Annotated in this window: 1 rRNA gene; it reads right to left on the bottom strand. The window is 52.8% G+C overall.

Going from position 1 to position 1,291, the window contains the following annotated elements:
- Positions 1-220: 220 nt before the first annotated feature.
- Positions 221-1,291 (bottom strand): 16S ribosomal RNA (locus tag ACQCVE_RS19515); the annotation flags it as partial.

Here is a 1,291-nt window from a genome sequence, read left to right as displayed (position 1 = left end):
AGACCGGATGGTCTTAAGGCTTGTGTTCATTTCTTCAACCGGTAAACGGACGAAGAAAATCATAAGGTCGTTTCTTACTCGTGTGAATGTTTGACATTCATATCGTTATCTAGTTTTCAAAGAACAAGTGAATCAAGAGAGAATGATCTCTCAAAACTAAACAAATTCGAAGTGCGTCCGTTAATGGTTTGCATCGCTTGGATGCTCATATCTTCCTTAGAAAGGAGGTGATCCAGCCGCACCTTCCGATACGGCTACCTTGTTACGACTTCACCCCAATCATCTGCCCCACCTTAGGCGGCTGGCTCCCTTGCGGGTTACCCCACCGACTTCGGGTGTTGCAAACTCTCGTGGTGTGACGGGCGGTGTGTACAAGGCCCGGGAACGTATTCACCGCGGCATGCTGATCCGCGATTACTAGCGATTCCGGCTTCATGCAGGCGAGTTGCAGCCTGCAATCCGAACTGAGAATGGTTTTATGGGATTCGCTGAACCTCGCGGTTTCGCTGCCCTTTGTACCATCCATTGTAGCACGTGTGTAGCCCAGGTCATAAGGGGCATGATGATTTGACGTCATCCCCACCTTCCTCCGGTTTGTCACCGGCAGTCACCTTAGAGTGCCCAACTGAATGCTGGCAACTAAGATCAAGGGTTGCGCTCGTTGCGGGACTTAACCCAACATCTCACGACACGAGCTGACGACAACCATGCACCACCTGTCACTCTGTCCCCCGAAGGGGAACCTTCCATCTCTGGAAGTGGCAGAGGATGTCAAGACCTGGTAAGGTTCTTCGCGTTGCTTCGAATTAAACCACATGCTCCACCGCTTGTGCGGGCCCCCGTCAATTCCTTTGAGTTTCAGTCTTGCGACCGTACTCCCCAGGCGGAGTGCTTAATGCGTTAGCTGCAGCACTAAAGGGCGGAAACCCTCTAACACTTAGCACTCATCGTTTACGGCGTGGACTACCAGGGTATCTAATCCTGTTCGCTCCCCACGCTTTCGCGCCTCAGCGTCAGTTACAGACCAGAGAGTCGCCTTCGCCACTGGTGTTCCTCCACATCTCTACGCATTTCACCGCTACACGTGGAATTCCACTCTCCTCTTCTGCACTCAAGTCCTCCAGTTTCCAATGACCCTCCCCGGTTGAGCCGGGGGCTTTCACATCAGACTTAAAAGACCGCCTGCGCGCGCTTTACGCCCAATAATTCCGGACAACGCTTGCCACCTACGTATTACCGCGGCTGCTGGCACGTAGTTAGCCGTGGCTTTCTGGTCAGGTACCGTCAAGGC

Source organism: Metabacillus sp. 113a (genome assembly GCF_050107635.1).
Classification (GTDB): domain Bacteria; phylum Bacillota; class Bacilli; order Bacillales; family Bacillaceae; genus Metabacillus_B.
This window is presented reverse-complemented; position numbering and strand designations above follow the sequence as displayed.